We start from the raw sequence: 9713 nt of genomic DNA on the forward strand, positions 1-9713 counted from the left end.
GAAAGTTCGTAGGAGAAGGTAGGTAAAGATATATGATTATTGGAAAAGTAACGGGAAATTTATGGGCTACAAGAAAAGATGAAAATCTTAGTGGACTTAAATTTTTAGTAGTAAGAACCATAGATTTTAATGGTGAGTTAACTAAAGATGTGATTATTGCAGTTGATTCAGTAGGTGCTGGAATTGGAGATCAAGTACTTATTTCAAAAGGAAGTTCAGCAAGATATGTATTTGATAACAATAAAGCGCCAATTGATGCAACTATAGTAGGAATAGTAGATTCTTTAGAAATATTTAATGAATAAAATAATACTTAGACATGGAGAAAAGATATGAAAAAAGCTTTAGGAATATTGGAATTTAGTAGTATTTCAAAAGGGTTTGAAGTTAGTGACATACTTTTAAAATCTTCTTTTGTTGAAGTTGAAATACTTAGACATATATGTCCAGGAAAATTTTTAACAATAATTTCAGGTGATGTAGAAGAGGTTAGAGAAGCATTAGAGAAAGTTAATAAAGATGATGATAAAAAAATTGTAGAAACTAATATTATATCATCTGCACATGAAGAATTATTAAAGGGATTAAAGAAAAGACCTTTAGTATTGCAATATGATGCAATAGGTATAATGGAATGTTCTACAGTAACATCTATGTTGGTAGCATTAGATGCAGGTCTTAAGGCATCTTCTGTACAACTTGTTAAATTAGTATTAGGTAATGGAATTGCAGGAAAAGCTTATTTCATATTTACAGGATCTGTGTCAAGTGTTGAAGAAGGTATTAAAGCTAGTATGAAGAGTATAGATTCTAAAAGAATTATACATCAAACAGTAATACCTTCTCCTAGTGAACTTCTTTTAAAAAATCTTTAAATTATATAGTTATTAATAGAGTGAGCTGTATTTTGTATTTTATAAGTTATCTATTAAAAAATGAGTGAGGTGTAATATATGAGTATTAACGAAATTATAGTATATATTATGATGGTTTTCTTAGTTATAGGGGCAGTTGATAAACTTTTAGGAAATAAATTTGGATATGGAGAACAATTTGAAGAAGGTATTATGGCTATGGGTTCTCTTGCTTTAGCAATGGTAGGAGCTATTTGTTTAGCACCAGTTTTAGCAACACTTTTAAAACCTATAGTAGTTCCAGTTTATAAAGCATTAGGAGCAGACCCTTCAATGTTTGCAACAACTTTACTTGCTTGTGATATGGGTGGATATCAATTAGCAACACAATTAGCTGAAATTCAACAAATTGGACCTTTTGCAGGTTTGATTTTAGGTTCAATGATGGGACCTACAATAGTATTTACTATACCAGTAGCATTAGGAATTATAAAAAAAGAAGATCAACAATATTTAGCTAAAGGGGTTTTAGCAGGTATTATAACTGTTCCAATAGGGACTTTTATAGGTGGAGTTTTAGCGGGAATTTCTCCATTGTTAGTTCTTAAAAACTTAACACCTATAATAATAGTTGCAGCGCTTATAGCTATAGGATTAAAACTTATACCAAATGGAATGATAAAAGGATTCACATATTTTGGGATGTTTATAACAGTAGTAATAACTGTGGGATTAGTAGCAGCAATACTTGAAAAAACAACAGGCCTTGTTTTAATACCAGGAATGGCACCAATTGAAGAAGGAATATCAGTAGTTGGTGATATAGTTGTAATATTAGCAGGAGCATATCCACTAGTTCACTTTATAACAAAAGTATTCAAAAAACCACTTATGAAAATTGGATCAATACTTAAGATGAATGATGTAGCAGCAGCAGGTATGATAGCATCACTTGCAAATAGTATTCCAATGTTTGGAATGATGAAAGACATGGATGAAAGAGGAAAAATAATCAATGTAGCTTTCGCAGTAAGTGCAGCCTTTGTATTTGGAGACCATTTAGGATTTGCAGCTGGAGTAAACCCAGATCTTATAGCTCCAATGATAGTTGGTAAATTAGTAGGTGGTGTAACAGCAGTAATAGTAGCTGTTATGATGACTAAAAATATTGTAGCTAAAGAAGCTTAAAGGAGAGATTTAAATGGAAAATTTAAACGAAACACTTATAGAAGAGATAGTAAGAAAAATAATAAACGAAAAATTAGGTCAAACAACTGAATGTTCAAAATGTGATTTTGAAAAAGTTGTTGATCAAAGTGGAGTTATATCTATAAAAACAGAAACAGTTAAACCTGAAAAATTTGATACAGGAAAAGCTGGTGATAAAGTTTATTTAAAAGATGTAGTGACATTAGAAGAAAGTCCGAGACTTGGTTGTGGAGTTATGGAGATGGATGAAACTAGTTTCGCTTGGACATTAAAATATGATGAAGTAGATTATATAATTGACGGAACTTTAGAAATAGATATAAATGGTAAAAAAGTTGTAGGAAATAAAGGGGATATAATATTTATACCTGCAAACTCATCTATACATTTTACAGTGCCAAACCATGCAAGATTTGTTTATGTAACTTATCCAGCAAATTGGGCAGAACAACAATAAAAAATAAAGCAAAATACCCTGCATATTACTTGTAGGGTATTTTACTTTATATAATTAATTGTTAAAGTGGAATTCTCGATAATACTAAATGTTTATTTTTCATATTATAAAGCTGCTCTTTAGTTATTTCTTGTATGGTTGTTACTTTATTTATATTATGAATAGTACCTAATCTAATTTTAGCATCTTCTAAGTTTTTTGCTAAAAGAGTACCACAATAAATTGCTTGCTCACTACTGATATTAAATAGGAATATCTTTAAATCCTCTATTGGGACTACATCTTTTTTTAAAAATTCATCATCGAATTCAACCTCTGTATCAGGCGAAATAAGACCATTCTGAACTATCTGCTTATCCCAACCCTTATATTCGCAAAGTCTGCCCCATAGGCCAAGGTTCATAATGTTTCTTACTGTTAGTTTAATCATCATAAAAGATCACACCCTCTCTAAATAATCAGTATATTTAAAAGATTTTGAATATTTTAAATATAATATTGTAAATTTATATTTAAGTATAAATAAAAAAGTAAAATAAATTTTACTTTCAAGTAATAAATATTGATGGTTATTATTACTATTATACAATGTTTGAAATATAAAAGCAATGAAAAAACAAATAAAAAAATAATATATGAAATGTAGTTATTAATTATAATTATATATATATATAATGAAAAAAATTTGAATAATATATAAATTTTTAATAAATTAAATTTAATAATAGCTAATATTTAAAGATAAGATATAGGGTTCCAAGCATAGGCGTAAAGCTAAACTTAAAAAGCACAAAAAAGTCCAAAATTATAGTGTTAAAAGTAATAATGAAAAAATTTAAAATGCAATCTGTAAAATTTTCAAAGAAACTCTAAATATATTTTTATCTGATTTTTATAACTACCCCGAGAAACGACGTCCTTATCTGATGCACCGGCTAATCCGTCCTTGGAGTAGGTCAAAAAAATCAAACAAAAATCTATAAGAATTTCTAAATCAATTTTCAATGAATAGTTATTTAAAATTTTTATTATTACATAATGTAGTAATAAATTAAAAGAAATATATTTTATTGGAATAAAGTGGCTTAGATTTACGAACATGGGGTTCAAAAGTGACTTTTAAAATTAATCATTCCAAAACCTTGATACCCAAAATATTGAGACGTGCTCCGAATCATCTAGAATTCAACACTTTATCTTGTATAAAAATATTTTAAAATTATTGGATAGATTTAAATTCAAGATTGTTTCATATATTAAGATGTTTCTAAATATTACATACAGAAAATACTTTGAATACAGATTATATTGTATTTAACAATATAAAAAAGGGGGAATTCCCCCTTTTTTTATCTATATAATTTTAAATATATAATTTCTAAATTAAAATATATAGTAGATAAAAAATTTAAAACTTAAAATTATATAGAATCAGTGTCTTTGTTTTTAGTGTTAGTATTTTCTTCAGAAGAAGTGTTTACCTCATTCTCACTATTTAAGTTTTCAACATTATTATAAGAATCGTCTATATTTAAATCTTCACAAGAATTCTCAGTACATTCACAACCTGAGCAGCCTTCATTATCTTTTTCTACAGTTATTGTTGCATAATTTTCATTGATGCTATCACCACAATCACAGTCTTCTAAATAATCATCATCAAAATTTTCTTCATAGCGATCAAAACATTGCCTTATTTTGTTATCACGATTTTGAACAAATTTTTCATATAAAAATATTGAGGTTGCTGCTACGCCAGTTATAGCTAACGCAATTTTAACTGCGCTTTTATTGTTTTTAGATTTTCTTACCATAATATTCACTCCTTTAATATATTAAAATATAATATAAATTTTATAATTGGATTTACAGTTAAATAAAGTGAAACAAGTTTAGATAATAATTTAATAATATTATTAAATTATTTTTCAGTATGCAATCACATATTCAATGTAAATAATTTAAAACTTACACTAACAACGTAGTATTTCTTAATATAGTATAAAAATTTCATTATAATTTATTTTGAATTTCTTATGTATGGTTTTAGTAAGATAATTTATTGTTAAGAGAATCTTCTTTTATTTGTTTTCTTTTAAGAATTTTAAGCTTTTTCATTATTTCCTCTAAATGAAACATGTATGTTTGAACTTTATTTATATTTTGACTATAAGGGAAAGAATTGTCCATGATAGAATTAAAATAGTAACTTTCTATATCTGTTAATCCATTTAAAAGTCTACTTTGATTATTAAGGTTTAAAGAATTATAAGTTTTTAAAATATCTAAATTAAATTCTTCTAAATTTTTATTTATTCTTTTAGCTTTTTGTAAATAATTTTTTTTCCCATAATAGAAAAATATAAAAATTAATACTAAATAAAGTATACCCAGTGTCATAAATTTTATCCTCACTTCATTTCTATATAATTTATTTGACTTTAAATTAATTATAAGTATTATGTTCACATTTGTGAAGTGCATTAGTTAAATAAGTTACAATCTTCAAATGTTCTTCAATTTAAAAATATGGAATCCAAATTGATTTTAAAAAGTATCTATGGTTAATAGTATAAACATTAAATATTTGAAAAGTGAAAAATGATTGGAAACACTTAGAATTTAATACCACATTTTATAATATTTTTAATTTAGTGGATAAATTTAAATAGGAGTTTGTTTTACTAGAGTATTAAGAGTATTAATATATTTTAAACTTAAAAGAGTTTAAAATACATTTTTAAAGAGGTAGGTTTAGTCTTTAAATTATATTAAAGATAATGTTACTAAAAATTTTAATATGAAATCCTATAATAAAAGGAAAAGCTTCAAACTATGTTGAATTTAAATATTGTATGATCTTATAACAAGATGATATAAAAACAATTAGAAAGATAAAAAATATAAAATTAATGAAACTTAAAGCAAGGGAAAGAATCTATAGTTAAAGCTATAGACCAATATACAATTGAAAATATATCAAATTCTGTTCTATAAAAGTATGTATCATAAATATTTTATAAAATAAAGATTTTTTAATCCTTAATAAAAGAATATTTTAAATTTAAAGATCTAGTAAAAATGGTTCATTAGTAAAATTTAAAATAAGAGTACTACTTTAATAAAATCTAACATAAAAATAAAATATCAATATAAATTAAATAAAAAAATAAAATTATAGAATATTATAGAATACAAGATGAAAATTAAATTTGTTAAATAACTTAAAAATATTTTCAACTTGGAAAATTATATAGGGAAACAAGCTCCAATTTAAATTTATTCAGCAACCTTAAAATATTTTTACACAAGATGTAGTGTTGAATTCTAAGTGATTCGGAGCATGTCTCACTATTTTAGGTATCCAAGTTTTGGAACAAATAACTTTAAGAGTCAACTTGGAACCCTATAATAGTTATAATTAAAAAATATATATTTTATTTTCAATAAAGGGGGAAAAATTGTGAGTAAAATTTATTATTGTGTAGATTGTAAGAGAGTAGGAACAAATAGTGATGTATGCTTATATTGTAATGGAACATATTTAAAACCTATAACTCAGGGAACCTCTGTAAACATCATAGGAACAAAGAAAAAAGGGAGAGTTTTAAAAGTTAAACAAAATGAAGTTCTATTAATATTAGTAGACGATATGAATAATAAATTTGTTAAAGAAGTTTTAATAGAAGATATAAGAAAAGTATTATAAGAGATAAAGATTAAGGATTGATTTTAGAATTTTATATAAAAAAATAAATCAATTAAAAGTATTTAAGAAAGCTTTTTTAAAATGCATAGACTCTAAGAGCTATGACATTAAAGTATTCTTAAATACTTTATTATATTATATTAAAGTAATAAGCATTTTTATGGCAACAGCTAAGGACATAGTTATAAATATAGGTTTGATTATTTTAGATCCTTTATTTATTGCTACTTTAGTACCTAATTTTGCACCGAAAACCATAAATATTGCTACAACAAATCCTAGTTTATAATTTATAGAATTATTTAAAGCAAATGTAATTAAAGCTGCAATGTTACTTATAAAATTTAAACATTTAGTATTTGCAGTACTATGTAAAAAATCAAATTTAAATATTTTTATTAAACCAAAAACTAAAAATGATCCAGTGCCAGGTCCAAAGAATCCATCATAAAATCCTAGACAAAATGCAAAAATAATTCCTAAAGTTAAGTTTTTCTTATTTAATCCATGAAAGTTATCATCTGCACCAATATTTTTAGAGAAGATTGTATATAATCCAATAGCTAAGATAAGTACTAAAACTAATACATTTAAAAAGCTCTCATCTAAAAGCAGTACAGTTTTCACACCTAAAATAGAACCTACAAGAGTAAATGGTGCTAAAATTTTAATAAGTTTAAAGTTAACAAGACCGGATTTAGCAAAGTTATATGAACTTGTAAAAGCCCCCATAGTTGATGAAAATTTATTAGTACCTAAACTAAGATGTGGGGATACTCCTGCCATCAAATATGCAGGCATACTTATAAGACCACCTCCGCCAGCTATAGCATCTATAAATGCTGCAAAAAAACCAGCTAAGGCTAAAAAAACTAATTTTAACATGATAAATAACCTCCTAGAGCAAATTCATTGTAAGTAAAAAAATATATATAAAAACAAAAACATAATTTAATTGATGATATAGATAAATAACCTAAAATCTAAATTACTAATAAATCTAAAGATATTTTTATTTTAAATTTTTTGTTAAAGTTCAAGTACTCTTGAGAATATCTCTAATTTAGGGGTATCTAAGTTTTGCATTAGGCAATAAAAAAACAACTTGTAACCCTGTATAGAATTTTAATATTAAAAATGTTGAAATAATTCCATAAAAATCTAATATAAGATATCTATATAAAAGCTAAGTTTTGAATTTAATTTTTATAGTTTTAGATAAAATTAGGACAGGTTTTATTTATATTGTAAACTATAATGTTAATAAATTGAATAGGAATATAGCTAAATAAGTTCTAGGTTTAACTTATTTATTAGGAGCTTATTTGTAATTTGAAGCAATAATATATTCTAAGATAGGAAATTTTTTATGAAAAGTTAAGGAGAAGATGTGTTACTAAGTTTTAAAAAAATTAGAAGTATTAAGATTTGGGCTTAAGAAGAATTTTATCTAAAATATATGATATTTAATAGAAAATAGAAGTACAATTATGTTCTTTAAATTATTTTATAATTTAGTTGTTTAATCAAAGTATAGGGTTCCAAGTTGACTTTTAAAATTATCCATTCCAAAACTTGGATACCCCAAATAGTGAGACATGCTCCGAATCACTTATGATTCAACACTACATCTTGTGTAAAAATATTTTAAGATTGTTGAATAAATTTAAATTTGAGCTTGTTTCCCTATAGAACTGGCAATTTTATAAGTTAAAGTATTAATTGGCATAATGTAAAAAAGTTATGGCATGATTGTATATGCAAATATTTATAATATTTATATGGTTGAAATATGCAAGAAATGTTATAATTTATTTGAAAAATCAGAAAATTTAAGAAGGGGTGTAATTATGGGGTTGAAAAAATTATGTGATACATTTGGAGTTAGTGGATATGAGAAAGAAATACGTAGTGTAATAAAGGAGGAAGTTAAAGAATTAGCTGATGAAATTTTAGTTGATGATTTAGGAAATCTTATAGCTTTTAAAAAGGGTTATGGAAAAAATAAAAAAAGGATAATGGCTTCTGCACATATGGATGAAATAGGATTTCAAGTTATAAAAATTGACGATAAAGGATTTATAAAGGTTAGAGGATTAGGTGGAATTCCTGTTATACAAAGCATAATGAATAGAGTTAAATTTAAAAATGGAATGTATGGTATTATATCTAATGGAACTGATATAGATGGAATAAAAAATAATATAAAAAAATTATATATAGATATAGGCGCAACCTCTAAGGAAGATGCAGAAAAGTATGTAAAAGTAGGAGATATAGCTAGTTATGTAGGTGATTATATAGAGTTAAAAGGAGATAATGTAACAGCTAAGGCTGTAGATGATAGAGCTGGATGTTATATTCTCATTGAAGCACTTAAAAAAATAGAGAATCCATATAATGATGTATATTTTGTATTTTCTGTTCAAGAAGAAGTAGGATTGAGAGGTGCAACAGTAGCTGCAAATAGAATAAAACCAGAAATAGGAATAGCTATAGATGTAACGATAGCTAGTGATTATCCAAATTCATCAGAAGGAAGTAATAAACTAGGTGAAGGAACAGCTATAAAAATATCAGATGGTAGTGTTATTTGTGATGAATATTTAGTTGAAGAAATGATATCTTGTTGTCAAAGGAATAATATAAAATATCAATTAGATGTAATTGATGGTGGAGGAACAGATGCAGGAGCGATAAATAAATCTAATTATGGTGTTAAATCTTCAGGAATATCAGTAGCAACTAGATATGTACATGGACCAAATGCATTTGTAAATATGAAAGATATAGAGGCTTCAATTGAACTTTTATCTGAATATGTGAATTTAGAGTTTCGTTTTTAAAGAATAAAATAAAAAGAGGCTATTACAAAACTAACTAAAGATTAGTTAAGTAATAGCTTTTTTAATGTTTTGTAAAAAATATGTATTTATAATATATATCATATATGAACAAATTGACTTTAAAAGATTAAATGTAAAATTAGAATAATAAGATGTATTGGTTATATTAAAGTTTAAAAATATGATTAGAAACACAAACTTAACCGTGTGTGTCAATAGATGAAATCTAAAAGAAAAATGTAGTATTTAAAAGAAAAATAGGAATAATTTAATTAAATAAGGTAAATAATAATAAATGTGGCTTAAAAAGTTTAATATAATAAGTCTTGTCGCTGAGGGGCAACGCCGAAAGGTAAGAGTTATTAAAGCGAAAAAGTTTTTCAAAAACAACTTAAAAAAGTTGTTGACAAGGGAAAAACAAGATGGTAAACTGATTAAGCAGTCGGGAAACGACGGCAAATAAGTTAAAAATTGGTCTTTGAAAATTAAACAGATAAATATAGGTAAAACCAGTTAATTCATTTGAGAATCTATTTTGTAGAGACTCACATCGGAAGATGTAAAAATTGACTATTATAGTCAGCAAATTGCTTGAAGCAGTTCAAACTTTTAAATTGAGAGTTTGATCCTGGCTCAGG

Annotated in this window: 10 protein-coding genes; 6 read left to right on the top strand and 4 right to left on the bottom strand. The window is 25.4% G+C overall.

Features of this window, described 5'->3' with window-relative positions:
* Nucleotides 1-32: 32 nt before the first annotated feature.
* The 4 genes from AZI32_RS12855 (at nt 33) to AZI32_RS12870 (ending at nt 2520) form a co-directional block, all read left to right on the top strand.
* Nucleotides 33-305, top strand: a complete 273-nt coding sequence (locus AZI32_RS12855; RefSeq protein ID WP_010294052.1) for a EutN/CcmL family microcompartment protein — start codon at nt 33-35, stop codon at nt 303-305.
* A gap of 27 nt (nt 306-332) precedes the next feature.
* Nucleotides 333-875 carry an ethanolamine utilization microcompartment shell protein gene (locus AZI32_RS12860; RefSeq protein WP_061996218.1) on the top strand — a complete coding sequence of 181 codons (543 nt, stop codon included), beginning with the start codon at nt 333-335 and terminating at the stop codon, nt 873-875.
* Nucleotides 876-953: 78 nt separating this feature from the next.
* Nucleotides 954-2042: an ethanolamine utilization protein EutH gene (gene eutH, locus AZI32_RS12865; RefSeq protein WP_061996219.1), complete on the top strand. Its 1089-nt coding sequence runs from the start codon at nt 954-956 to the stop codon at nt 2040-2042.
* A gap of 13 nt (nt 2043-2055) precedes the next feature.
* A complete protein-coding gene (locus AZI32_RS12870) occupies nt 2056-2520 on the top strand; it encodes a cupin domain-containing protein (protein ID WP_061996220.1) in 465 nt (154 codons plus the stop codon).
* Between the two features lie 61 nt (nt 2521-2581).
* Here the strand turns inward: AZI32_RS12870 and AZI32_RS12875 are convergent, their stop codons facing one another.
* From AZI32_RS12875 to AZI32_RS12885, 3 genes are all read right to left on the bottom strand, one after another.
* Nucleotides 2582-2953: a hypothetical protein gene (locus AZI32_RS12875; protein WP_010294046.1), complete on the bottom strand. Its 372-nt coding sequence runs from the start codon at nt 2951-2953 to the stop codon at nt 2582-2584.
* 988 nt (nt 2954-3941) lie between these two features.
* Nucleotides 3942-4334: a hypothetical protein gene (locus AZI32_RS12880; protein ID WP_061996221.1), complete on the bottom strand. Its 393-nt coding sequence runs from the start codon at nt 4332-4334 to the stop codon at nt 3942-3944.
* Nucleotides 4335-4566: 232 nt separating this feature from the next.
* A complete protein-coding gene (locus tag AZI32_RS12885) occupies nt 4567-4920 on the bottom strand; it encodes a hypothetical protein (RefSeq protein WP_061996222.1) in 354 nt (117 codons plus the stop codon).
* A 1063-nt stretch (nt 4921-5983) separates the two neighbouring features.
* Between AZI32_RS12885 and AZI32_RS12890 the strand changes: the two genes are divergently transcribed.
* Nucleotides 5984-6229 carry a hypothetical protein gene (locus tag AZI32_RS12890; protein ID WP_061996223.1) on the top strand — a complete coding sequence of 82 codons (246 nt, stop codon included), beginning with the start codon at nt 5984-5986 and terminating at the stop codon, nt 6227-6229.
* Nucleotides 6230-6364: 135 nt separating this feature from the next.
* On the opposite strand, the gene AZI32_RS12895 is transcribed toward AZI32_RS12890, so the two are convergent.
* The gene (locus AZI32_RS12895) at nt 6365-7114 is read right to left on the bottom strand and encodes a TSUP family transporter (RefSeq protein ID WP_061996224.1); all 750 of its coding nucleotides are present in this window, start codon (nt 7112-7114) and stop codon (nt 6365-6367) included.
* A 965-nt stretch (nt 7115-8079) separates the two neighbouring features.
* On the opposite strand from AZI32_RS12895, the gene AZI32_RS12900 reads away from it, so the two are divergent.
* On the top strand, nt 8080-9075 hold the full coding sequence (locus AZI32_RS12900) for a M42 family metallopeptidase (RefSeq protein ID WP_061996225.1): 996 nt from the start codon (nt 8080-8082) through the stop codon (nt 9073-9075).
* Nucleotides 9076-9713: the final 638 nt, after the last annotated feature.

This window comes from Clostridium sp. ATCC 25772 (assembly GCF_001573875.1).
In the GTDB taxonomy this organism is placed as follows: domain Bacteria; phylum Bacillota; class Clostridia; order Clostridiales; family Clostridiaceae; genus Clostridium_J; species Clostridium_J senegalense.